Annotated in this window: 21 protein-coding genes; 17 read left to right on the top strand and 4 right to left on the bottom strand. The window is 42.5% G+C overall.

Annotated features, from left to right (window positions below; translation table 11 throughout):
* Positions 1-164 precede the first annotated feature (164 nt).
* The 5 genes from IQ274_RS36315 (at position 165) to IQ274_RS36310 (ending at position 7,277) form a co-directional block, all read left to right on the top strand.
* Complete coding sequence (locus IQ274_RS36315; RefSeq protein ID WP_228058051.1) at positions 165-452, top strand: AAA family ATPase; 288 nt, start codon at positions 165-167, stop codon at positions 450-452.
* A 48-nt stretch (positions 453-500) separates the two neighbouring features.
* Entirely contained in the window at positions 501-1,274 is a 774-nt protein-coding gene (locus tag IQ274_RS05795; protein WP_228058050.1) for an AAA family ATPase, read from the top strand.
* A complete protein-coding gene (locus IQ274_RS05790) occupies positions 1,261-1,833 on the top strand; it encodes a hypothetical protein (RefSeq protein ID WP_194141672.1) in 573 nt (190 codons plus the stop codon). The genes IQ274_RS05795 and IQ274_RS05790 overlap by 14 nt, the downstream gene beginning before the upstream one ends.
* 3 nt (positions 1,834-1,836) lie before the next feature.
* Positions 1,837-2,967, top strand: a complete 1,131-nt coding sequence (locus tag IQ274_RS05785) for a precorrin-8X methylmutase (protein ID WP_194141671.1) — start codon at positions 1,837-1,839, stop codon at positions 2,965-2,967.
* Positions 2,968-3,338: 371 nt separating this feature from the next.
* A complete protein-coding gene (locus IQ274_RS36310) occupies positions 3,339-7,277 on the top strand; it encodes a DUF4912 domain-containing protein (RefSeq protein ID WP_228058049.1) in 3,939 nt (1,312 codons plus the stop codon).
* A 111-nt stretch (positions 7,278-7,388) separates the two neighbouring features.
* Here the strand turns inward: IQ274_RS36310 and IQ274_RS05765 are convergent, their stop codons facing one another.
* Entirely contained in the window at positions 7,389-7,967 is a 579-nt protein-coding gene (locus IQ274_RS05765; protein WP_194141670.1) for a Uma2 family endonuclease, read from the bottom strand.
* A 514-nt stretch (positions 7,968-8,481) separates the two neighbouring features.
* Here IQ274_RS05765 and fbp point away from each other — a divergent pair.
* From fbp to IQ274_RS05740, 5 genes are all read left to right on the top strand, one after another.
* The gene (fbp, locus tag IQ274_RS05760) at positions 8,482-9,531 is read left to right on the top strand and encodes a class 1 fructose-bisphosphatase (RefSeq protein ID WP_012410369.1); all 1,050 of its coding nucleotides are present in this window, start codon (positions 8,482-8,484) and stop codon (positions 9,529-9,531) included.
* 284 nt (positions 9,532-9,815) lie between these two features.
* A complete protein-coding gene (gene tal, locus IQ274_RS05755) occupies positions 9,816-10,961 on the top strand; it encodes a transaldolase (protein WP_194141669.1) in 1,146 nt (381 codons plus the stop codon).
* Positions 10,962-11,116: 155 nt separating this feature from the next.
* The gene (zwf, locus tag IQ274_RS05750) at positions 11,117-12,646 is read left to right on the top strand and encodes a glucose-6-phosphate dehydrogenase (RefSeq protein ID WP_194141668.1); all 1,530 of its coding nucleotides are present in this window, start codon (positions 11,117-11,119) and stop codon (positions 12,644-12,646) included.
* A 101-nt stretch (positions 12,647-12,747) separates the two neighbouring features.
* Positions 12,748-14,109, top strand: coding sequence for a glucose-6-phosphate dehydrogenase assembly protein OpcA (gene opcA / locus IQ274_RS05745; RefSeq protein ID WP_163929935.1), 1,362 nt, complete (start codon positions 12,748-12,750; stop codon positions 14,107-14,109).
* A gap of 405 nt (positions 14,110-14,514) precedes the next feature.
* On the top strand, positions 14,515-15,756 hold the full coding sequence (locus IQ274_RS05740) for an S-layer homology domain-containing protein (RefSeq protein WP_163929908.1): 1,242 nt from the start codon (positions 14,515-14,517) through the stop codon (positions 15,754-15,756).
* Positions 15,757-15,831: 75 nt separating this feature from the next.
* Here IQ274_RS05740 and IQ274_RS05735 read toward each other — a convergent pair whose 3' ends face one another.
* Positions 15,832-17,175 carry a GAF domain-containing sensor histidine kinase gene (locus IQ274_RS05735; RefSeq protein ID WP_194141667.1) on the bottom strand — a complete coding sequence of 448 codons (1,344 nt, stop codon included), beginning with the start codon at positions 17,173-17,175 and terminating at the stop codon, positions 15,832-15,834.
* A 286-nt stretch (positions 17,176-17,461) separates the two neighbouring features.
* On the opposite strand from IQ274_RS05735, the gene IQ274_RS05730 reads away from it, so the two are divergent.
* Positions 17,462-17,779: a DUF3155 domain-containing protein gene (locus IQ274_RS05730; RefSeq protein ID WP_041566316.1), complete on the top strand. Its 318-nt coding sequence runs from the start codon at positions 17,462-17,464 to the stop codon at positions 17,777-17,779.
* A 438-nt stretch (positions 17,780-18,217) separates the two neighbouring features.
* Here the strand turns inward: IQ274_RS05730 and IQ274_RS05725 are convergent, their stop codons facing one another.
* Together IQ274_RS05725 and IQ274_RS05720 are read right to left on the bottom strand one after the other, a co-directional pair.
* Positions 18,218-18,748 (bottom strand): cofactor assembly of complex C subunit B, encoded by a 531-nt coding sequence (locus IQ274_RS05725; RefSeq protein WP_012410376.1) that lies wholly within the window; start codon positions 18,746-18,748, stop codon positions 18,218-18,220.
* A gap of 52 nt (positions 18,749-18,800) precedes the next feature.
* Positions 18,801-19,148, bottom strand: a complete 348-nt coding sequence (locus IQ274_RS05720; RefSeq protein ID WP_163929912.1) for a PadR family transcriptional regulator — start codon at positions 19,146-19,148, stop codon at positions 18,801-18,803.
* A gap of 958 nt (positions 19,149-20,106) precedes the next feature.
* Here IQ274_RS05720 and IQ274_RS05715 point away from each other — a divergent pair.
* The 6 genes from IQ274_RS05715 (at position 20,107) to rpsN (ending at position 25,105) form a co-directional block, all read left to right on the top strand.
* Positions 20,107-20,679: a DUF3611 family protein gene (locus tag IQ274_RS05715; protein ID WP_114081880.1), complete on the top strand. Its 573-nt coding sequence runs from the start codon at positions 20,107-20,109 to the stop codon at positions 20,677-20,679.
* A 363-nt stretch (positions 20,680-21,042) separates the two neighbouring features.
* Positions 21,043-21,360, top strand: coding sequence for a hypothetical protein (locus tag IQ274_RS05710; protein ID WP_228058047.1), 318 nt, complete (start codon positions 21,043-21,045; stop codon positions 21,358-21,360).
* Between the two features lie 196 nt (positions 21,361-21,556).
* Positions 21,557-22,837, top strand: a complete 1,281-nt coding sequence (serS, locus tag IQ274_RS05705; protein WP_194141665.1) for a serine--tRNA ligase — start codon at positions 21,557-21,559, stop codon at positions 22,835-22,837.
* Positions 22,838-22,961: 124 nt separating this feature from the next.
* A complete protein-coding gene (rseP, locus tag IQ274_RS05700) occupies positions 22,962-24,062 on the top strand; it encodes an RIP metalloprotease RseP (protein WP_194141664.1) in 1,101 nt (366 codons plus the stop codon).
* Positions 24,038-24,727, top strand: a complete 690-nt coding sequence (nth, locus tag IQ274_RS05695) for an endonuclease III (protein WP_194141663.1) — start codon at positions 24,038-24,040, stop codon at positions 24,725-24,727. Before rseP ends, nth begins: the two co-directional genes overlap by 25 nt.
* A gap of 75 nt (positions 24,728-24,802) precedes the next feature.
* Complete coding sequence (gene rpsN / locus IQ274_RS05690) at positions 24,803-25,105, top strand: 30S ribosomal protein S14 (protein WP_167306201.1); 303 nt, start codon at positions 24,803-24,805, stop codon at positions 25,103-25,105.
* The last annotated feature ends 70 nt before the right edge of the window (positions 25,106-25,175 follow it).

Raw genomic sequence — 25,175 nt, 5'->3', positions numbered from 1 at the left:
GGGGCGCTGTAGACGCTTTTGCGGCTTGCCGCAGGCTGGGAAGCGCAAAGGTACGCAGAGTTAAATTTTTATCTGTGTTCTGGGAATGTTTTTCAAAAGCGGAATGTAGGCAAATGGGACGATTTAACTGTTACCTTTAAAATTGCACTAATAGGAAAAAATATATGCTAAAGCGAATTTATATTGATAACTTTCGCGGCTTGGTAAATTTTGAGATGAATTTTGAATCGATTAACCTGTTTCTTGGTGGTAACGGAGCAGGTAAATCAACTGTATTTGAAGTTTTACGGAAAATTCAAATTTTTATAAGTGGTGGCGAAAAAGTAGAAGAGATTTTTAAATCTGATGACTGTACTCGCTGGCAGACTTTACAAATTCAGCGTTTTGAACTAGAAATTACTGGCAATAATGGTCGTTATAAATATGAATTTGCTATTAAACATAATCAATAAAAAAGCCATATTGAATATGAACGATTATGGTTTAATAATCAACTTTTATTGAAAGTAGAGAAAAATCAATTTCAACTATCCCAAGAAGATGAAAAAATAATCAGATCACCTATTAATGAATCGCAATTTTCTATCCTATCTTTTTTTGCAGGAAATTCAAAGCTTAATTGGTTCCGAAATCGCATTGAGCGATTTATTATTGTCCAAATCATTCCTAGTTTGATGGTTGATGGTAGTGAACATGAAGAAATACAATTGACTTATAGAATGGAGAACTTTGTTTCTTGGTATCGCTACATTTCCCAAGATCAGGGTAAAATTGCTGATCTGATAGACGTTTTAAAAAATATATTAGATGGTTTTATAAGTTTTAAATTTGAAAAATTTGGTGAAAAGTATCGAATTCTAAAATTACGATTTTCGACAGATGAAGATAGGAAAAAAATTATTGATTATCGTTTTAGTGAATTATCCGATGGTCAAAAAGTGATAATTGCTCTATACACCATTCTCTATTGCACTGAATCTGAAGATTATACACTTTGCATTGATGAGCCAGAAAGTTTTTTAGCTCTGCCAGAAATTCAACCTTGGCTAATTCAACTTTATGATTTTTGTATTGACGGAAAAATACAAGCTTTGTTAATCTCTCATCATCCTGTACTAATAAATTATCTTTTAGCTTCACCTATAGGTTATTGGTTTGAGCGTCAAAGTAATGCACCTGTACGAGTAAAACCAATTAGTAATCAAGAGGCTGAAAATTCAGGATTACCAATTTCAGAACTGATTGCACGAGGCTGGCTCTATGACCCAGAATAGAGTACAGATAGTAATTTTGTGTGAGGATCTACAACAGCAAGTTTTTGCATACCATTTTTTGAAAAAACGAGGCTTTAATATAAATCCAAAAAACGTCACAATTAGGACTTCCCCAACAGGTAAAGGTGCAGGAGAGCAGTTTGTTAGAAAGCATTATGCAGCAGGGGTTAAAGAATATCGGCGAAAAAACTATCGTTCAGAAATGCTAGTAGTATTGATTGATGCAGATACTGAAACAGTAAGGGCAACACTGAAAGAATTAGATAATGCACTGATAGAAAATTCACAGGAACTTCGGAAGCCTGATGAGAAAATAGCAATCTTTGTGCCAAAAAGAAATATCGAAACTTGGATACATTATTTACGAACAGGAGAAGTTGTAGAAGAAGAAGCAGAAAAATCCAAATATCCAAAATTCCCTAAAAATGAGGCAATTTGTAAACCCGGTGTTGAACAATTAGCAAACCAGTGTTCTCAAGGGAGTTTAGATGAAAATGCGCCGCCATCTCTTCAGGCGGCTTGTGAAGAACTACAAAGAATTTTGTCGTTGTTGGAGTAAATCATGAATGCTGGTTGCTTAACTATTAAAGAACTCACTGATGCAGTCGGCGGCGGGTTAACTCCGCGGATGGTGCGACATTACCATCAATTGGGACTGTTACCGCAACCAGTACGATCGCACAGCAATTACCGTCTCTACACCAAAAAAGATGTTCTCCGCTTACAACGGATTGTTGCACTGAAGCAGCAAGGGTTTCAGCTAAACCATATCCGCAATATTTTAGAGGTGGAACCAGAAGCCGACACAACTGTTAACCTGATGGCGCAACTCCAGCAGCAATATCGGGCGGTGATGCAACAAATTTCTCAACTGCGGCAAACTGCATCAGCATTAGAAGGATTATTGGGGCGCGATCGCCATTGTCAAATTATCCAGGCGGAAGTTTTGGCACAACTCAAGTTACTTGATGTCGAAACTCAAGCCGGATTGGGGGGATTGGAAAATCTTTGGAGTGGCTTGGATGCCGAAATTCATACCCATTCAGAAGCTTTTTCCGAATCGCTACAACGCTTATTACCAGATTTATCTCACCGTTCGGAAATTGAACAACACTTAATTTCTCAGTTGGTTTTGGCTTGTGGCGATGTGAGTTTAGTATCCTTTGTGAAATTAAGCCGAGATGCGATCGCAGCTAGCCGAGAAGCCTTATCTTCAAGCTGTCAAATCGTTGTTGATACCCAAACGGTTGCGGCTGCTTTAGATCAAACCCGATTACTTCACTTGGGATGCTGCACTGAAACCTTAATTGATAATCCCCACATTACCACCGCCACAGAAGCAGAAGCAGCTTTTTGGCAACATCGAGAATGGCGATCAAAATTGCTGCAAGTAAATCAAGGTTGCGTGCTGGTAGTTGGTTATGCTCCTTCAGTCCTTGTAGAAGTTTGTGACGCGATTAGCAATCAAAAAATTCAGCCAGCATTAGTAATTGGAATGCCCATTGGTTTTAGTCATGCTCCGGCAGCCAAGCGACAACTGATGCAACAAGGGATACCTTTTATTACAGTTGCAGGAACTTTGGGAGGTGGCGCTTTAGCTGCTACTGCCCTAAATGCTTTGGTGGAGTCGCTGATTGATAAGCCAGATTGTCATTGTTATCTCAAAAATATAGTAGATTCCTCTGAGTGCTGAACAATAAGTACTCAATTAAGATACTCAGTACTCAGCATGACTGAAAATAATATTGTTAAATAATATTGAATTTGCTACACTTTACCAGTTTTAGTAATTCAATAATTCATAATTGTGGCCATAAGCTACCAACTTGGTATAAGTTGCAATATAAATTAGAACATTTTATAGTAAACAGACTCTGGCAATGAGAGTATAAATTATCATGCTATATAATCTCATTCCAAGTATAAATCAATATAAGTGCGCTGAAGGAACTTAGAAGTAAAGAGAACTCAGATGTATAATTAGCGCGTCTCCTCCATAAACTTTAACAAGATTGTGGGTTAAGACTGGTAGGCTTTCTATTTTTTACTTTAATTAAGGGGCTTATGTGGCAACAAGAAAAAAAAGATACTTCGATAATCAGGCTGATACTATGGGTTGCTTTAGCTACAACTCCTATGGCAGCAGGTTTGCTGGTATCAGAACCTATACTGGCGCAATCTAAACCTGAGTCTCCTTCTTTTACACTGCCGCAAACAGTGCAGAATGGAACGACAATTCGGATTGATGGTTCAAATAGTTTGGGTGCAATCAACCAAAGTCTGAAAGAGAATTTTGAAAAACAGTTTTCGGGTACTAAGGTTGAAGTTGCCGCTAATGGCACTGATACAGCACTGAAAGATTTGCTAGATGGCAAAATCGACATCGTAGCAATGGGACGGGGGTTGACACCAGCAGAAAAAGCTCAAGGACTAGAGCAAGTCCGCTTGCGCCGTGAGAAGATTGCGATCGTGGTCAGCGCAGATAATCCTTTCAAAGGAAGCTTGACTAGTAGGCAATTTGCTCGGATTTTCCGGGGACAAATTACAAATTGGTCACAATTAGGAGCGCCTGCAGGGAAAATTCGGTTAATCGACCACCCGAACACAAGTGAGACTCGCAATACTTTTCGCACTTATCCAGCCTTCAAGACTGCTGAATTTGCTACAGGGTCTAGTGCTACCCAACTAAGTGAGGATAATACCGCAGAAATCATCAAACAACTGGGTAAAGATGGCATCAGCTATGTGTTAGCTAATCAGGTGTCGAAGCTGCAAAATGTGCGAGTTCTGCAATTACATCAAGCCTTACCAGATGATGCAAAATATCCCTTCTCGCAACCTTTAGTTTACGTTTACAAAAAAAATCCCAGCTTAAGCGTAGTAGATTTTCTTGGCTTTACCCTTGCACCCGCAGGACAGCAGGCTATAGAACAAGCAAGAACAGCTGAAGCAACTGCGATCGCAACCAACGTATCACAACCTATTGTCACGCCTTCTCCCACTGTCCAAACGACACCTGCTGCGACAGCTTCCCCTAATGCTACTGCTTCTGCATTTGCCGAACAGCCTTTTGTCGCTCCTGCCACTACTGCACAAAAAAGCCCAATTGTCAACAAAGAAGTACCGTTTTGGGTACTGCTACCTTTGTTTTTTGTTAGTGTAATTGCAGCGTTGGCCTGGTGGACTCTCGGAAAAAACCCATCATCCGATGATAAAACAGACAACTTACCAGAATCAAATCCTCATCCACCCGATCCAGAAGATGGAGAAACAGCAGTACTTAATGCCAGCACAGCTGCCTCCATTAACGGAGCGATGCTTGAAGAACAGCCAGTTTCACAATTCCAAGAGCAAGAAACCCCCGATCGCACTCCTTTCAATATCTATGCTCAAACACAATCTGAATTGGCTGAGAATGGTACTCACGAGGCAAGTAATGGAAATTCTAACCTCTATGAAGGCACAACTTCTACTCTAACTAATGGAGCGGGAGCCGCAGCTTTAACTGGTGGTGCGGCTTTAGCAACAGGCATTGGAGCAGCTACCTGGTCTGCCTTTAACAACAAAGAAACAGAAACAAACGCCATTGATGAGACGGTCGAGCTAAATAATTATACTGAGACAAATACACCCGATTCTGATGAGGTTGCATGGGATATAGAAGCCCCAGCAGCTGTAGTAAATACTCCATATCCTCACTTGGGCAATCTTCCCGAAGAAATATCTTCTGATGTAGAACTGCCTTCATCTGAGGTAACAGCCCCACTGCCAGAATTACCAGATGTGCCAGAAGTAACATCTGGTTTGGAATATTGGGACACAGAAATTTCTGAAGATGAGATAGATGAGGAACTTCAAGCAGAATTGAACTGGTTACAGAGTATCACCTCAACTGAAGATACAGATGAATTCCCCTTACCAGACTCTGACGAAGTGGAACCTTCACCGTTACCACCATCTCCACTGCTCAATTTGCCAGAATTGCCAGATGTAGATGTATTCAATGTGGTAGCAGATGCAGCCGAACCTCCGATTGAGGTGGTAGACGAAACTCAAACAGAGACAACTGTTAGCGAGGGTGCTGCTGAGAATGACTCCATAGATTTTGCAGACGTTGCGGCTTTAGCAGCAGGCGCAGGGATTGGAGCCTGGGCGATTAATCTGGGATCGGATACCCCAGGAGAAACTGATACTACGATTGACAATGTGCCAATCGCAGCCGAAACAGATATCCACTTGGGAGATGCAGAAGATGAGAGCAGTATTTTGCTCACACCGCATACTTCTACATCAGCTAATGTCTCTTGGGAAATTTCTGAAACCAAGAAAGCAGCACTGCGTCAACAAGGCGGTTCGCAATTGGTAGTGCGGCTCTATGATACAACTGGCATTGACTTGAGTTATCAAAGTCCCCAGCTTGTCCAGCAGTATGAATCTGAGGAGACAGCACACGATCGCTTAGTAGAGATTCCCGCCAGCGATCGCGATTATATAGCTGAAATTGGTTATCTTGCTGATGGTGAACGTTGGTTATTCATTGCTCGTTCAGCAGTTGTTCGTTTCTTCAGTCCTGTGCATCCAGATCCGATCATTGATGATGTGGCGATTGCGGATCAAACAGATATTCACTTCGGAGATGTTGAAGAAGAGAGCAGTATTGTGCTTACACCACATACTTCTACATCGGCTCATGTCTCTTGGAAAGTTTCCGAAACCAAGAAAGCAGCACTACGTCAACAGGGCGGCTCTCAATTTATAGTGCGAATTTATGATGTGACTGGGATTGACTTGAGCTATCAAATTCCTCAGCTTGTCAAGCAGTATGAATCTGAAGAGACAGTAAACGACGGACTGGCGGATGTTCCCGCCAGCGATCGCGATTATATAGCTGAAATTGGTTATCTCGCTGATGGCGAACGCTGGTTATTCATTGCCCGTTCAGCAGTTGTTCATTTCTCCAGTTCTGTGCATCCAGATCCCATCGTTGATGATGTGGCGATTGCGGATGAAACAGATATTCACTTGGTAGATGTTGAAGAAGAGAGCAGTCTTGTCCTCACACCTCGCACTTACCAATGGGCTGATGTCTCTTGGGAGATATCCGAAACCAAAAAAGCAGCACTACGTGAACAGGGCGGCTCTAAATTGGTAGTGCGGTTATATGATGCAACTGGGATTGACTTGAGTTATCAACATCCTCAGTTTGTCCAGCAATATGAATGTGAAGAGACTGCAAAAGATCGCTTTGTGGAAATTCCCATCAGCGATCGCGATTACATAGCTGAAATTGGCTATGTCGCTGATGGCCATCGCTGGTTATTTATTGCCCGTTCTGCGATCGCTCGTGTTTTCAGTCCTGTTCCTACAGATTCCACCGTTGAAAATGGAGCGTTACCAAGCGAAACAGCTATTAACTTGGTAAACGTAGAAGAAAAGAACAATGAAGAAGAAAGCAACATACTGCTCACACCCCGCACTCCTAAATGGGCTTATGTCTCTTGGCACATTTCCCAGACTCAGAACAAAGCGCTGCAACAACAGGGCGGTTCTCAATTGGTAGTGCGGCTTTACGATGTAACTGGGATTGACTTGAGTTATCAAAGTCCCCAGCTTGTACAGCAGTATGAATGTGAAGAAGTAGCCCGCGATCGCTTTGTGGCCATTCCCGTGAGCGATCGCGATTATATGGTTGAAATTGGTTATATAGCTGATGGCGATTGTTGGTTACTCATCGCCCGTTCACCTAATGTTCGCGTTTTCAGTCGTTCCCACGAAGATTTTTGGTTTGTAGCAGATGCTGAGTTAATTATTCACGGAGCAACCCAACCAAATACAAGCGTAAACATTGCTGGACATCCCATCAAAATCAAACCCGATGGTACTTTCCACCTGCGTCTTCCCTTTTCAGATGGTTTAATGGACTATCTCATAACAGTAGCGGCTGATGGAGAATCCACCAAAACCATCCATAAAAAGTTCTCTCAGGAAACTTCAGAGAACTAGTAATTACTCTTAGTTATCCCCTCTCAACCTACAGCTCTCTCCTATCAGGTAAGTGTGGGAGAGGGGATTTTATTTCTAGGACTTGCATTAACAATCAAAATAACGATTCATCTACACAAAAATTGGCTGTAAATTTAAAATAAAACCAGGGAAAACATCTTCGCCAGATAAACTTGTAGGACATTGTAAAGCTTCTGGTGCTTGATGAGGGCGATAAATGATTACTTGTTTATCTTTGGGATTAATTAACCAACCAAGTTGTAAACCATTTGCTAAGTATTCCTCCATCTTGGCTTGAGTGTCCTCGACATCATCAGTTTCAGAAACCAATTCTATTGCAAAGTCTGGGCACAAGGGGAGATATTTTTTTCTTTGTTGTGGTGTGAGAGCATCCCAGCGTTCCATCTTTATCCAAGAAGCATCAGGAGAACGAGTTGCGCCATTGGAAAGTTTAAAACCAGTAGAAGAATCAAAAGCCTTTCCTAAATTATTTTGACTGTTCCAAAACCATAGTTGACCTAACAAATCAAAATTACGGTTTCCTGTTTCTCCTCCAGTGGGTGACATGATTACCAATTCTCCTTCAGCAGTTAATTCCAAACGCAACTCTTTATTCGCAGCAACAATCTGTTCAAATTCCTCATCCGTAAATTTGAGATTAGGAGGTAATTGTAAAGTTAAAGCAGTCATAATTAATTCCGCTCCACGAAATCCTAGTTGCGTTACACCCATGCGCTGCTAATAGCGAAAACTAAACCTCTATTTTAGAATTTCCTCTAATAAGAAGTAGTCTTACAGAAAGCGTCACTAGGGGCAAAGTAATGAATAAAGGATCGAATTTGATTGAGGAGTTAGAACTTTATCCACTTTGATTCTGGTTTAGTGGGTAAAAAGAGTTGAACAGCGCATCAAAATCTCTCTTTAGTTGCGACTCCAATTAAAATCGGAACTTTTTAGAATGATAAGCTTAGGCATCGCTAGCCCAAATCATCAACAAAGCTACTGAGAAAATTTGGTCGTATTTTAGACTACTTACTACGTATCTAAGCTTTGAGTACAGGAGTCACTGAAAACTCATTTCTTTAGTTTATCTAAAGTCGCATCTAAGTTCTCAAATTACCTTTCTAAGATAGAAGCAGCAACCATAAGTTGCCACACACGACTAAAACCCAATTAACAGCTAGTGGCTGCGGAGAACATAAAAATGGCTAAAACGCCAGAATCCTTAGAATCATCTATCAATGAAATTACAGATAGAGCTTTAGATCGTGATTGTACAACCTTATCCCGTCACGTCCTCCAGCAACTTCAGAGTTTTTCGCCAGATGCACAAGATTTAAGTGCGCTGATGAATCGCATCGCTTTAGCAGGTAAACTGGTTGCTCGCCGCATGAGTCGCGCTGGTTTAATGGAAGGCGTTCTCGGTTTTACCGGGGAAGTTAATGTCCAAGGAGAATCCGTCAAAAAGATGGATGTCTACGCCAATGATGTATTTATCTCAGTGTTTAAGCAAAGCGGCTTAGTCTGTCGCCTCGCTTCTGAGGAAATGGAAAATCCCTACTATATCCCCGAAAATTGCCCCATTGGTCGCTATACCCTGTTGTATGACCCAATTGATGGCTCATCCAACACAGATAATAATCTCAGCTTGGGTTCTATTTTCGCCATTCGCCAACAAGAAGGAACTGATAGCGATGGTAAGGCAACTGACCTCCTCGCCAACGGACGGAAGCAACTTGCTGCCGGATACATCCTGTATGGACCCTGCACGATGCTGGTTTATACTATAGGTAAAGGCGTTCATTCCTTTGTTCTCGATCCCAGCTTAGGAGAATTTATTCTCACAGAAGAGAATATTCGGATTCCTAACCACGGTTCCGTTTATAGCGTGAATGAGGGTAACTTCTGGCAGTGGGAAGAATCGATTCGAGAATATATCCGGTACGTTCATCGCACAGAAGGCTACAGCGCTCGTTATAGCGGCGCAATGGTGAGCGACATCCACAGAATTTTGGTTCAAGGCGGCGTGTTCCTCTACCCAGGCACAATTCAAAACCCAGAAGGGAAATTGCGCTTGCTTTATGAAACCGCTCCTCTCGCCTTTTTGATTGAGCAAGCAGGCGGCCGTGCTACGACAGGATTGGTAAACATCTTGGATGTAGTGCCAAAAAAACTGCATCAGCGCACACCTCTAATTATTGGCAGCAAAGAAGATGTCGCAAAGGTAGAGTCTTTTATTCAAAACGGACACTAGAAGACAATTCGTAATTCGTAATTACTGTTACGTAAGGGTTTCAGACATTTTATAAGGGTGTTTATTTCCGCCGTGCTGTACTCTCATCTGCCATTAATTAAACGTTAATCATGGTGATTTAGGATTGGGGATGCAAAATAGCGCTTTTTGAAGATCAATTAAGGATTATCTCAGCTGGCCGATGCGATAAGTGATTGGCAACGCCACAATTCAAAAGTAAGTATCAATGCGTTTTACCAACTTCACTTAGAAACATCACTATACAGGAGTGAAATAAACTAGCTATGTCTACCAATCATCTACTAGAAATTAAGCAATACGGTCAAAGTATCTGGATGGATAATTTGACCCGTGACATTATTCAATCAGGTGAACTCAAAGACCTGGTTGAAAATCAAGGTATATCTGGGATTACTTCCAACCCAGCTATCTTTGAAAAAGCGATCGCAGGCAATGCCATTTATGATGCTGATATAGAAGCCGGAATTCGCGCTGGCTTACCGATAGACAAAATTTACGAATCCCTAGTTTTTGCAGATATCCGTAACGCTTGTGATATTTTACGCCCTGTTTATGAAGCCTCGAATAGACTAGATGGTTATGTGAGTATCGAAGTACCGCCAACCATCGCCCATGATACGGAAGCAACAATAAGCGAAGCTCGGCGCTATTTCCAAGAAATTGGTCGGGAAAATCTGATGATTAAAATTCCCGGTACAGAACCTGGTTTGCCAGCAGTAGAGCAAGTAATAGCCGAGGGAATGAATGTTAATATTACGTTGCTATTTTCTGTAGAAAGCTACGTAAACACAGCTTGGGCATATATTCGGGGCTTAGAAAAACGGCTGGCTGAAGGTAAAGACATCAGTAGAATTGCTTCAGTCGCTAGCTTCTTCCTCAGCCGGATCGATAGCAACATTGATGCCAAAATAGATGCTAAGTTGAAAAAAGGCGTTGATGATATTGCCGTGGAAGCAAAGCTAAAAGCTGTGAAAGGAAAAGTAGCGATCGCAAACGCCAAGCTAGCTTACCAAGAATACAAGAAAATCATTAGAAGCGAGCGTTGGCAAGAGTTGGCAGCAAAAGGGGCCACAGTTCAACGGTTACTTTGGGCTAGTACCAGCACCAAAGACCCCAACTACAACGACGTGATGTATATCGAAGAGTTGGTTGGTCAAGATACCGTTAACACCGTACCACCAGCGACCATTAAAGCTTGTGCCGATCATTGTAACGTGAGCGATCGCTTAGAAACAGACGTAAATAATGCTTACACGCTGATCGAAAACCTCAAAGATCCCGACATCAACATCGATCTCGATACCGTAATGGATGAACTGTTAGTTGAAGGTATTGACAAGTTCATCCAGCCCTTCCAGTCCTTGATGAACTCTTTAGAAGACAAGATCAAGGTATTGTCACCAGTGTAGGGACTAGGGACTAGGGACTAGGGACTGGGGACTGGGGACTGGGGACTGGTAAACAATTTTCTTAATACTAAACCCCCAATACCCAATACCCAATACCCAGTCCCTAATACCCAGTCCCCAATCTCAAAACCTCTAATCCAAAATCCAAAATTCCTATGGTTAGTCTGCTAGAAAATCCCTTGCGCGTTGGTCTGCAACAACAAGGGATGCCTGAACCCCAGATTATAGTTATCTTTGGCGCTTCTGGTGATCTCACCTGGCGCAAACTAGTGCCAGCACTTTACAAATTGCGGCGAGAACGGCGCATTCCGCCAGAAACTACTATTGTTGGCGTAGCACGTCGAGAATGGAGCCATGAATACTTCCGCGAACAAATGCAGAAGGGCATGGAAGAGGCACATCCTGATGTCGATTTAGGGGAACTCTGGCAAGACTTCTCTCAAGGTCTGTTCTACAGTCCTGGAGATATAGACAACCCTGCAAGCTACCAGAAACTAAAAACCTTACTGAGTGAATTAGACGAAAAACGGGGCACGCGAGGTAATCGCATGTTCTACCTATCCGTTGCCCCTTCATTCTTTCCCGAAGCAATTAAGCAGCTAGGAAGCGGCGGGATGCTAGAAGATCCCTACAAACATCGTCTAGTAATTGAGAAACCCTTTGGTCGGGACTTGGCTTCTGCTCAAAGTCTTAACCAAGTGGTACAGAAATATTGCAAAGAACACCAAGTTTACCGTATTGACCACTATTTGGGTAAAGAAACAGTCCAGAATTTGCTGGTGTTTCGCTTTGCCAATGCGATTTTTGAACCCTTGTGGAATCGTCAATTCGTTGACCACGTGCAAATTACCGTAGCAGAAACCGTGGGCGTAGAAGACCGGGCTGGTTACTATGAAAGCGCCGGCGCACTGCGGGATATGTTGCAAAATCACCTCATGCAACTTTACTGCTTAACGGCGATGGAAGCACCCAACGCAATGGATGCCGACAGCATCCGCACAGAAAAAGTGAAGGTACTCCAAGCTACTCGTTTAGCTGATGTTCACAATCTGTCGCGGTCAGCAGTACGTGGGCAATACAGTGCTGGCTGGATGAAAGGTCAAGCAGTGCCAGGATATCGCACAGAACCAGGCGTTGACCCCAACTCCACCACACCCACTTATGTAGCAATGAAGTTTTTGGTGGATAACTGGCGCTGGAAAGGTGTTCCTTTCTACTTGCGGACTGGAAAGCGGATGCCGAAAAAAGTGAGTGAGATTGCAATTCACTTCCGCGAAGTTCCATCTCGGATGTTCCAATCTGCCGCCCAACAGACAAACGCCAATATTTTGACGATGCGGATTCAGCCAAATGAAGGTATTTCCCTGCGTTTTGATGTCAAAATGCCGGGGGCAGAATTCCGCACCCGTTCCGTTGATATGGACTTTAGTTATGGTTCCTTTGGCATCCAAGCAACATCCGATGCCTACGATCGCTTATTCCTTGATTGTATGATGGGCGATCAAACATTGTTCACACGCGCCGATGAAGTAGAAGCAGCTTGGCAGGTAGTAACACCAGCCCTTTCCGTTTGGGATGCACCCGCCGATCCTAATACTATTCCCCAGTACGAAGCCGGCACTTGGGAGCCAGAACAAGCAGAACTCTTAATTAACCAGGATGGCCGTCGCTGGCGCAGACTCTAAATATTAGTCATTAGTCATGAGTCATTAGTCACTAGTAAAAACAAATGATGAATGACAAATGACAAATGACAAAATCCAAAATCTCAAATCCAAAACTTCCTATGGCTCTCCAAACTTCTACAATTTTTTCCCTCCAGGCACCGAAAGATATTTCGCTTAACGAAATAGATGCAGAACTGAATCAAATTTGGCAAAGCTATGGTATTACTGGCGAGGATGGTGGACTTCCCAGTGCTACTAGGGCAACAACGTTTACTTTAGTAGTTTACGAACCAGAAGAAACTCAGTATTTGTTGGCTGCTTTAGGATTTTACAACGGCCCAATTGATGGGATTTTAGGGCCGCAAATGGCAGCAGCATTACGGGAAGTGCAAAAGAAACATAAACTGCCAGAAACTGGAACAGCAACACAAGAAACTCTGACTATATTACGAGAAGAATTCGCTAAAGGTCAGCGAGGTGGGACTGGAGGAGAACATGCTATTGCTGGGTTAAATAGCGGTAGCCCCAGAATTGCCGATGAAATCGCTCTCCGCAACCCCTGCCGGATCATTGCCCTATTTCCTATTACTGGCGAAGATGAAGGGGTTAAGGCTCAAGTTTCTGCCTATTGCCCCATCCAAAAGCAATCGTCAAGCACACTTATCTGCTGCGAATACATTACTCTGAGTGGAACTGCTGCTGCCTTAGAACGTATCGGTGGTATGATTCCAGCATTGTTGATTGGCGGTTTGCCGAAGTTTCTCTGGTGGAAGGCGACACCAGACCCTAACAACGGTCTATTCAAGCGCCTAGCAGCAATCTGCAATAATGTCATTGTCGATTCTTGCAACTTTAACGAGCCAGAAAGCGATTTACTCCGCCTAGAAGAGTTGGTAGAAGCTGGTGTACCTTTAGCGGATTTGAACTGGCGTCGTCTCGCATCATGGCAAGAACTGACAGCTGAAGCCTACGATTCGCCTAAGCGTCGCGCTGCCCTCAGAGAAATTGACCGCGTGACGATTGATTACGAAAAAGGCAATCCCGCCCAAGCTTTGCTGTTTTTGGGTTGGTTGGCAAGTCGATTGGAATGGCAACCAGTTTCTTATCAAAAGGAAAGCGGTGATTATGATATCACTCGCATCCATTTTATTTCTCAAGATCAGCGACAAGTAGAAGCGGAGTTAGCAGGGGTTCCCGTTGCGGATGTGGGCGATATTATTGGTGATTTGATTGCCTTGCGCCTCAGTTCCACAAATCCCCAGGCAGACTGTGGTACAGTTATCTGCTCGGAAACTGGTGGTTGTATGCGGATGGAAACACATGGTGGTGCCCAATCTGCCGGTCTGTTTCAACAGGTAACTTCACTTTCAGAACAAAAAGCCGAAGCATTACTAAGTCAGCAGGTGCAACGCTGGGGTCGTGAGTCCCTTTTTGAAGAAAGTCTGGGAGTGACAGCGAATATTTTCAAATTGGTGAATTAACTTAGACTTAACCCCCTGCCTGCTTCCTGACCTTGTGTATACACGGTAGGCTTTTTAAGCATGGAACCAGGTGAAAGTCCCCGTTTTTTAAGGTAATACAGTTCAGTTAAAGATTTTGGGCTTAACTGAACTGTATTGCTTTTTAAGGGAGATTTAGAGGCATCTAAAGCTTTTGATACCAATCAGAGAACTTTTAAAACATCCTCTAGTTGGTAAGAGGCTGATTACACTATTATCTATTGCTAGCTATGTTGCCAGGCTTTTTCTTAATTTGACTATCTAATTTGACTGTATGCCAAAAGTAATGGTTTTTACAAAAAACAGAAATTAAAGGGAACCTAATACTTTAGTAAATGTCTAATTAATTAACAGTAATAAAAATAATTGTACTGGAGTTAAAAATTAATGTTTACTTTTAATCGTTTGCAATCTGGAACAGCTGCACTCATGGCTTTGAGCGTCACAGTAGGCACTGTAGCTCCTTTGATTACAGCTTCACCATCTTTAGCTCAAACCACTTTTTCTGATGTTTCATCTAATTATTGGGCGGCACAATTTATTCAACAATTGTCACAGCGAGGCGTAATTGCCGGATTTCCTGATGGTAGTTTCCGTCCTGAAGAAGCGGTGACACGCGCTCAATTTGCCGCTATGGTCAACAAAGCTTTCCAAAAATCACAGCAACGATCGCCAATCAACTTTGCTGACGTGCCCAGCAATTATTGGGCATCAAGTGCCATTCAGCAAGCTTATACCATTGGTTTCTTATCTGGATATCCCGGTAATCGCTTTGAGCCGAACCAAGCTATTCCCCGCCAACAGGTTTTAGTTTCCCTCGCTAACGGTCTGGAATATAGTCCCATTGGCAATACTGAAAGCACTCTGCAATACTTCAACGATGCCTCTAACATCGCTAGCTATGCCCGTAGCCCGATCGCAGCTGCAACTGAAAAGCAAATAGTTGTGAACTATCCTAATGTGAAGTTTCTAAATCCAACTGCAACCGCTACTCGCGCCCAAGTAGCAGCTTTTATCTACCAAGCATTGGTTAGTTCTAACCAAGCCTCAGCAATTAACTCGCCTTATGTTGTGGCTGTCGGGTCTACTACCCCAACGCCTGTATCAGTCACAATTCCTCAAGGGACTGCTATTCCTGTGAAGTATGACAAGGCAGAAAAGATTCTGGTTACAAAGGATGAAACTGCGCCTTTGACGTTGACAGTATCCCAAAACGTAGTAACACAAGACGGATCTGTAGTGATTCCGGCTGGTAGTCAAGTAATTGGTCAACTTAAACCTGCTACAGGCGGTTCTCAATTCGTTGCCGAAAAACTGGTTTTGACCAGTGGACAGGAGTACCAGCTTAATGCCAGCTCTGAAGTGATCACCAAAACTGAAACCGTCAAGAAGGGTACTAGTATTGGTTCAATTATCAAAAATACTGTATTGGGTGCAGGTGCGGCAACTGCGGTATCTGCTGTAACTGGCGATCGCGCGATCGCCACAGAAGAAGTTTTGGGTGGCGCTGGTATCGGTGCATTGGTGGGTCTATTCTTCGGTAAGAATAGCGTTGACTTAGTGGCAATTGACCCAAATACCGATTTACAAATGACAATCAATCAAAACTTGTTGGTTTCACTCAGATAGTCATTGGTCATTAGTCATTAGTCATTGGTCATTGGTTTTTACAAAGAACGAATGACAAAGGACAAAGGACAAATCCTAAACTTTCGGCAACCAAATAATAAAAGTAGTCCCCGGTGCATTGGGTGAAGTTAGTTTAGAGTTGATTGCAGGGCTGAAAACCTCGATTTTGCCCTGCATTTGCTCTATTAATTGTTTAGCGATCGCTAACCCCAAACCTGTGCCAGGGATTTCTGTTTGCGCTTGTACACCCCGATAATGCCGTTCTCCCAGATGTTCTAAATCTTCGGGTGGAATGCCAGGCCCATTGTCACTGATCGCAATTCCTTGAAAATTAGCTTTTTCTTGCCCCGCCTGAATCAAAATTTTGCCACCAGTGGGAGTATATTTCAAAGCATTATCGATGATATTAGTTAAAACCTCTCGTAATGCTTTGATGTTGGCACGTACTAGGGGTGAATTATGTTTAATTTCAGTTATTAGTTTTAGCTTTCGCTCTTGGGCGATCGCTTTGGCTGATATTAATAATGGTTCTAATATATCTGCTAACGAGCAGTCAACTGTTTTATCTCCCGTTCCCGGCAATAGTAGCGGCGGTTTAGCGTCTTTTTGGATAGTTGCTTCCACAAACACTTCATGTTCGGGTAAATGTAGTGGTGCTAAATCTGTCTCTGTTAAGTCAATTACTTGATCGAATTGTTGTAGCAATTCTTGGAGGCGATCGCTTTCTCGCACAATACTATTGGCCACATCCCGGTTGCTATCTCCTGGGCGCAGCCGCTTCAATAGCAGTTTCCCAAAAGTCCGCAATGCCGTTAATGGGTTACGAAACTGATGCAACAGGTTATCTAGCAAATCTCGCTGTTTTTCTTGGAGAATTTGTTGCTCACGCAACTGCTCCTCAAACCATGCCCGGCGTTGATCTAAAATACAAGCGATCGCTAATGTTTGGGCTATCTGTTGAATTTGACTTTCCTCATGTTCATTCCATGCCCGGTCTTGCCTACCCGTCACCAATAACCCCATCATCACACCCTCATAAACTAGAGGTAAAACAATTTGGTTGCCACTAAAGAGGTATTCCTCTTTTAAATGGGGTTGAGATGCCTCAGACTGCTGTGATGAGGTTGGAGATTCCGATTCTGCTGTCAATAACCTTCTGCGATCGTTGGGTAATATAAACACATTTCCAACTTGAAGTTGCTTGTGTACTACTGTCACCTCAGCAGTTTCTTCCCCTGGCGGTAATAATGCTGTTTCTGGGTAAATTACCACAGGAATCAGTTTGGCCTCACTAGAAGGAGCCTCTACCAATTCTTGTGTCAGGTACACAATACTTAAAGTTGCTCCCAGCCCTTGGGTTAGCAGCGCTATTTGCTCTCGACACAGAGCAATAAAATCGGAACTGGCAGACATTAACATTTTTTAGCTCTTGCTCAAGATTACAGATTTTAAGGCATGATGATAAGAGAGGATACTTAATTTTTACCTCACCCATTCAATAAAGCTTAACTAAAATCTTCTTAGTGATGGTTTGTACCAAGGAATTATTTTCTTAGGTAACTTTGTTTTATCTATTTTCAAAGATGTTAATTTTCTTGCATGAAAAGGTTAAAAACTATTGATATTTTGAACTAGAACTTATATAATGACGACGGATTTTGTAGCTAACACTACAATCTATAGCTTGAAAGAGGAGGACAATAGGTTGGCAAGGAGACGCAAAAGGAAAAGTCGCCGTCGTCAAGAAGGACGGAGGATTTTGGAACACGTGCCTCAATATAGCATCGAAAGTGGCGAAGAAAAACCTGTGACAGCAGCGAGAAGATTCATTCAAGCTGAAGGGATTTTGCCACCTGCGTTGCTACTCGTAAAGCGAAATGAACACACAACAGATCGTTATTTCTGGGCAGAAAAGGGACTGTTTGGTGCTCAATACGTAGAGGAAAACCATTTCTTGTTTCCAAGCTTGAGGGTATTAGAACCTTCGCCTGGTCAAGAACCTCTTGCTTTAGCTAGTCGGTGAACCATAGATGGTCATCTTACACATTGAATGTGGCTCCTGACTATTCATTAACTGGCAAAATAGCTAAGTTTATGCAAAATTTAATTTTTTTTTAGTTTGGAGCTGATTTGCCAGTCAGGCTAGTCCAGGTAATTGGAAAATAAACTAGTCTCAAAGCACGCTAGATTGCATGGGTTGATACTAGTGTCATGATATAGAAGGGAGTGGGTATAGAGCCAAGCGCCTCCAAAAGCGCTAGTGAAGTTGCGCTCTTATACCGTGAATTGTTAACCAAGCTCTGTCAACGAATTTAAGTTAATTAATTTAAATTTCTCCCCACGACTTATATCGTGGGGAAAGTGACAAAGCAGAAGTCTTGATTTCCTCCTTTTTACTTTTCATTGCCTAAAGATTAGATCAGGTCAGAAGTCTGCATATCATAGTTAAAAAAAGCAACAATTATTCACCAGCCTTGAGCTGTAGAGTTCTCTGTAACTCACTGAGTTCATCTCGATGGGCAACTACAGTGATCTTACTTGAGGAGGTTTGTTCACTCTGAGTTGTTTCTACTTTGAGTGACACCTTCTCAAGTCTTCCAGATTTTTTCCAATAAAACAGACCACTTAAAGGCGACAGCAGTACCATAGCCAAAACAATGGGACTGAGGTTAGGAAAAAGCAGGTATACGACTAGTGAGAGACAAACAATCCCAGTCGCTGCCAGCAGAGTTAAAAATATAGCTAAAAACCAACTGGGGCGAACATTCCCTTCAAAAGTCACTTTGTTTTGTTCTCGGTCTACCTCTGCTACTTGGTAAGACCGGGAGCGAAAATACTCTTTTAATTGAGACATTAAAGCAGCTTCGTCTTGCTCAGATACCAGTTGCACTGTTTGTATGCGGTCTTTAGTCGAGGCACGAATAAAGAAAAACAGCCCAACCGATAACAACAAGGTTAGCAGGAACGTAGATGGCAGAATAGCAGTATCCATAACTGATTGTTATTGTTTGACTGGAGGAGACTTATTCATTATCAATTATTCGTTACTTTGTCCTCCTATTGATGTAGTTAAGCCATTGCAAAGCTAAATCCTGCGCTTGAACTTGCCATTCTGGAGAAACTTGGTACATCCGCCTGGGTCGTCCTCGTCCTTCCAGTTTCTTCCAATATCCAGTGATTGCCTTTTCGTCTTCCAGAAATTTGATTGCACTATAAAGCACAGTATCCGAAAGCCTATAGGTTGAATATTCAGTTTCTAATTGCTCAATCAACTCGGTTCCGTAGGATTCACCTTGTAATAAAACAGACAGTATGTAACAAACTGCTACTTCCTGACAAAGGTAAGTTGGCGGAGGATTCTCAAAGAATTGATATATATCCTCAAGTTTCATGGTTAGTGAATGGCTAAAAAAATGCCTTATGGTAAGGTCTACAATCCTTGTAGTCAGTATACAGTGCTACTGCCAAGTGAGTAATATATATAATGCTACTTAGACTAGATTTACAAAGCGTAAATACCAAACGATTATCCACGCTTGTGAAGTCGTGGTAAGAGTTGCGAGTTTTAGGGACACAAAGAAATGTACCCTAGCCCAAGCTTGATATGGTGTGGTGAGGAGCTAACAGAGAGTAGCAAATTCACTTAGTACAGAAGGTACTTAGTCTTGGTCAAATTAGGGCAAATGCCAAGCCCCAGCTTTTAGGCGTGAGGTTTCTGACTGTCTTGGTATTAAGTAATGCCAAGGTAGTTAGAAGTGCTTAAGCAATAAAATGCCATCGAAGAAATTTTACAGGTAAAATGCAATTTTGTCTGTAAAACTTAATAAACACTTTGTTTTACAGTGATTTTCCCAATGCAAATCATAAGAATTTAAGCTATGGGATATATGTGGTTTAAAGCTGCTACGGTGGTGGACACACTTAAGTAGTATGCATTACTGATTTGCTGGATAAGAGAATCTCTTGTCGCATTTGGTAAATGTGATAGTAAATTTATCAAAGAAGACGCAAAGACTAGAGCATCGATTCAGTAATCAAAAACCTAATCCCCAGCCTCCTTGACTAAAAGATAAGAGGTTGGGGAGACATGATTCGTTACTGATAGGACTTACGCAAAACTAGTTGCTGTAGGGACAATTCATGAATTGCCCTACTTGAAAATCCTTCTTTTCGGCCATTATTTACGTAAGTCCTGACTGAATTGGTGTTCTCGGAGAGATAGAGACGTAGAGTGCGATACCTCTCAAAACAGTTCTCCGTGTTCTCCGAACTTTTGAGCTAAGGCTTCCTTAGATTAAACTTTTGTCTTTGTGTCTTTGTGTCCTTTGAAAGTGCCCGGCACTTCTATATATGTCACAGACTCCCGATGCTCCATCATCTTCTCTGCGGGCTATTGCCCAAACCTTTCGCCTTACAGGTTGGATTAGCTTCTGGATTCAGCTAGTACTAGGCGTTGTTTCTAGCATAATTGTGTTGCTGTTCGCCATCTTTAATCAAAGAACTGGTAGTCCTAGTAATAATCCTGGGACTGGCTTTGGCGTATTTTTAGCAATTTGTGGACTAGTTGTTTTGGGTGGAGGTATTTATTTAGCTTATCGTTACACTAGAATTGGCAAGCAATTAGAATCCTCCAATCCCAGCAACCGCCCTCGCAAAAGTGAGACTGTGCAAGTATTACGCTTAGGGCTGTGGGTAAATTTAGGCGGTACACTGGTGACTCTTTTAGGCGCGCAAGCGATCGTTGGTACACTGGTAGCAAGATCCATATCTCCTCAAGCTATAACTACACAATTTTTTGACCCTACCCGTATTATTAGCGGTCTAGATATGCTTGTCGTACAGGCAAACACCAACACTGTATCAGCACATTTTGCGGGGCTTGTAGCTTCACTTTGGCTACTCAATCGTATTAACCGACCTTAGTATGAGTTCTATTAGCGGTAGCGGGGCGGGCGTTTCGGCTATGCTGAGTTTTCAAGAGTCAAAAGAAAATTATCATACTTTTCCGAAACGGGCAAAACTGCGTGTGAAGACAACTACATAATCCTTGAAAAAACATCCTGATAGTACAGCATTGCGTAAATGAACTATCCATTTCAAATCAATGAAACGCTTGCAGTATAGGAATTACCAATTACCTTAGCGAGTCGAGAGAGCAGTACACTACGCATAGCAATATCACCGTAGGGGTACGGGTGTCATTAAGAATTCCGCCAAGCTGTACTAACAAGTGATGTCAAAACTAGAACAGGGATGATGTATACCTTTTTTATAAGTTTGAACACTATGAAAAATCAACCAGCCCATAAATTTAATCAAGACGTATGGAGATTTGGCGTACAGGTTTTCTTTAGTAGCATCGTATTGGGACTGTGCATTTTCAAGCTTGGCTCGCCAGGGGACGATAAGAATGTTGCTCTGTATTGGGGTGGTTTATCAAGTGTGCTTGCATACTGGTTGCCTTCACCTGGACAAACTAGAGACGATAAGGAAGCGCAGAGTATCACTCAAAGGACGTTTGCAGCCACTGATAACAATAATGGTAATGGTCAAAGTCTTGCTCAGGTTACTGAAACAAGAGTGGCTCAGGATACTAGCTCATGATTGGTTAAATGCAATATATGCTTTCTTAGTACTGGCAGTGATGCTAGGGAAAAATCTTGATTCAGAGATTAAGACTGAATTTTTGCAATAAACTTTGTTTTTCCAGTCACAGCAAACCAAAATTACTATATGCTAAATGCTTAATGTGTTAACTGTATTGACAGAAAGATTTTAGGCTAGAAACTGAGAAAAATCTGTGCTGGATATTAAGCAAATACGGGAAAATCCGCAATTAGTTCAAGAACGATTGAATAGTCGTAGTGGTAAATACGACATTGAACCGATATTACTGTTAGATCGGCAACAACGGGAACTTGAGGGGACACGTAGTCAACTCCAAGCTCGTAGCAACGAAATTGGTAAAATTGTCGGGCAGAAGATTAAATCTGGGATCAGTCCTCAAGACCCAGAAATTCAAGCTTTGCGGGATGAAGGTAACTCTGTAAAAGCTACTTTGAGTCAACTGGAACCCCAAGAAAAAGAACTCAAAGCTGAAATTGCCCAACTTGTGTTGGCACTTCCCAACTTGCCAAGCGACTCTACACCCCTTGGTAAGAATGAGGAAGATAACGTAGAAGTGCGCCGTTGGGGTGATGAGTACATTCCCCAAAATCCGAATATTCTCCCTCACTGGGAAATTGGCGAAAAGCTGGGTATTCTCAATGTTGAACGAGCTGTAAAAGTTGCCCAAAGTCGCTTTGTGACATTGATAGGCGCTGGTGCGGCATTGGAGAGGGCATTAATTCAATTTATGCTGACTCTCCATACTCAAGCTGGATATGTAGAAGTCAGTCCGCCTCTATTAGTTAATACCGAGTCTTTGACAGCGACCGGTCAGTTACCCAAGTTTGCTGAAGAAAGCTTTAAATGCGCGGATGATGATTTATGGCTGATTCCGACGGCGGAAGTTCCAGTTACAAACCTCTACCGGGGTGAAATTCTCGCTGCTGAGGATTTGCCTATTTACCACTGCGCTTTTACTCCCTGTTTTCGCCGCGAAGCTGGTAGCTATGGGCGCGATATGCGGGGGTTAATTCGCCTGCATCAGTTCAACAAGGTGGAAATGGTGAAATTTGTTGAGCCTAGTACGTCTTTTGATGAACTGGAGAAATTAGTAGGGAATGCAGAAGCAATTTTACAGGCTTTGCGGTTGCCTTACCGAGTAGTAAATTTAAGTACTGGAGATTTGGGATTCGCCTCTACCAAAACTTATGATTTAGAGGTTTGGTTGCCCTCTTCTGGCAAATACCGCGAGATTTCTAGCTGTTCCAATACTATAGATTTCCAAGCAAGACGGGCTGATATTCGCTTCAAAGAGGCGGGGAAAAAAGGAACTCAGTTCGTACACACTTTGAATGGTTCGGGTTTGGCGGTGGGAAGGACTATGGCTGCAATTTTGGAGAATTATCAACAACCTGATGGGACAGTAAGGATACCAGAAGTGCTGCAACCTTATTTGGGGCGTGAAGTTTTATAATTTGTCATTAGTCATTTGTCCTTTGTTATTTACCAATGACTAATGACTAATACCCAATACCCAATACCCAATGCCCAATTAGAATGGAGATAACTATAGCTTAATATTTTCTCTAATTTACTCTATGTCAGTTTTAGCAGCGATCGCAGTCTTGGCTGTTTTAATCTTGGTACACGAGTTGGGACATTTTGTTGCAGCTCGTTCTCAAGGCATTCTCGTTAACCGTTTTTCTTTGGGTTTTGGCCCAGTTCTTTTGAAGTACCAAGGTTCACAAACCGAATATGCTATCCGTGCTTTTCCCTTGGGCGGCTTTGTGGGCTTTCCTGATGATGACCCCGATAGCGATGTTCCACCCAATGACCCAAATCTGCTGCGTAACCGTCCAGTTTTAGACCGGGCGATTGTCATCAGCGCTGGAGTGATTGCAAATTTAATATTTGCCTATTTGGTGCTGGTTCTGCAATTGGGTATTGTTGGTATTCCCAAAGAATTAAACTATCAAGCTGGTGTCGTTGTACAGCCTGTTAATCAAGAATCTGTTGCCTATCAAGCAGGAATTCGGGAAGGAGATATTATTCTGGCTGTTAACGGTCAAGAACTCCCGGCTTCTGACAAATCAACTCCTTTGCTGACTAAAGAAATTCAAACTCATCCCAATCAGCAAATCGAACTAAAAATTCAGCGTGAAAACCAACAACAAACCCTGAAATTAACGCCAAAACTGGGAGCCGATGGCAAAGGTGTAGTTGGTGTGGCACTTAGTCCAAATGCTACAGCAGTTTATCGCCGTCCGAATAGTCCTTTTGAAATTTTTGGTCTTGCTGCTAACAGGTTTCAACAATTATTTGTTGGGACACTGAGCGGTTTTGGGCAGTTGATTACCAATTTTCAACAAACTGCTGGACAAGTTTCTGGGCCAGTTAATATTGTCAAAATCGGTGCAAAATTAGCTGAGGATAATAGCGTAAATCTGTTGTCTTTTGCGGCAATTATCAGCATTAACTTGGCTATTATCAATATTTTGCCTTTACCAGCCTTGGATGGCGGACAACTAGCTTTTCTGCTGATTGAAGGTTTACGCGGTAAGCCTGTACCGTCCCGGATTCAAGAAGGTGTAATGCAAACTGGCTTGGTGTTACTCTTAGGCTTAGGAATTTTTCTGATCGTCAAAGAAACTACTCAATTAACTAGCCAATTGGAGTGGGTACAAAAATTATTCCAGTGATTACTACCCGCAAATCGTTATCTAAAAAGAAGCGATCGCTAGAAATTTTAGCTCGTCTGAAGCGTCTTTATCCAGATGCTACTTGCTCTTTGAACTACTCAACGCCAGTACAATTGTTGGTGGCAACGATTCTATCTGCTCAATGTACTGATGAGCGAGTGAATAAAGTGACACCAGCTTTATTTGGTAAGTTTCCTGATGCTGAGAGTTTAGCGATCGCTGACTTAGTAGAATTAGAAAGTTTGGTGCGTTCTACAGGGTTTTATCACAATAAAGCTAAAAACATTCAAGCCGCTTGTCGGATGATTGTTACCGAGTTTAACTCTGTTGTTCCCAACCAAATGGAACAGTTGTTAAAGCTTCCTGGGGTGGCGCGCAAGACAGCAAATGTAGTCTTGGCTCATGCTTATGGCATTAATGTTGGGGTGACAGTAGATACTCACGTTAAGCGCCTCAGTCAACGCTTGGGTTTAACTGAAGCAAAAGACCCCGTTCGGATTGAGCAAGATTTAATGGGTTTATTGCCTCAGCCTGATTGGGAAAATTGGTCAATTCGGTTGATTTATCACGGTCGTGCTATTTGTAAAGCCCGCTCTCCAGTTTGTATTGCTTGTGAGCTTGCTGATTTATGCCCTGTAGCCAATAAGCCAATGGTTGTAGGGTAAGCAACATAAGTAACCCCAGAATTGATGGAGAGACTGTAGAATGGAGAACGGTGTCTTTAAATAAGTTAGAGAATAATGGCAAAGAAGAGCATGATTGAGCGCGAGAAAAAGCGCACCAAGTTGATAGAAAAGTATGCTGACAAGCGAGAAGCCCTTTTGGATGAGTTCAGAAGTGCAGCATCTCCTTTGGATAAGCTAGAAATCCACAGAAAGATTCAACAGCTACCCCGGAATAGTGCGCCCACCCGCCACCGCAATCGTTGCTGGTTGACTGGTCGTTCTAGAGGAGTTTACCGCGATTTCGGACTCTCTCGGAACGTGCTACGAGAATGGGCGCATGAAGGTCTTTTGCCTGGAGTTGTTAAGTCTAGCTGGTAGTTAAGAGTCATTAGTGAGCCAGCGCGGTCTTGGGGGTTTCCCCCATGAGTGACTGGCGAACCCGTAAGGG

Source organism: Nostoc sp. LEGE 12447, from assembly GCF_015206985.1.
Classification (GTDB): domain Bacteria; phylum Cyanobacteriota; class Cyanobacteriia; order Cyanobacteriales; family Nostocaceae; genus Nostoc.
This window is presented reverse-complemented; position numbering and strand designations above follow the sequence as displayed.